General features: G+C 53.6%; 1 rRNA gene. It reads left to right on the top strand.

The window, feature by feature from the left end:
- Positions 1–144: 144 nt before the first annotated feature.
- Positions 145–209, top strand: a 5S ribosomal RNA gene (rrf, locus tag HOY81_RS27210); the annotation flags it as partial.

Below are 209 nucleotides of genomic sequence, written 5' to 3'. Positions count from 1 at the left end.
GCCGAGGGCTTGTCCGTAGGTGCTCGCGTTCACTGTGTGGTTTCTGAGACAGCAATCAGAGCCAGTGCACCAGAGAATTGAACAGTGTGCTTGTTCGCTGAACTCTTAGGTTTCCCTGCTTGACTGCAGGATTCTCAATAGGGTTTCGGTGGTCATAGCGTGGGGGAAACGCCCGGTTACTTTCCGAACCCGGAAGCTAAGCCTCATTG

This window comes from Streptomyces sp. JJ36 (assembly GCF_021696945.1).
GTDB lineage: Bacteria > Actinomycetota > Actinomycetes > Streptomycetales > Streptomycetaceae > Streptomyces.
Note: the sequence above shows the minus strand (reverse complement) of the source record. Positions and strands in the feature narration are given on the sequence as shown.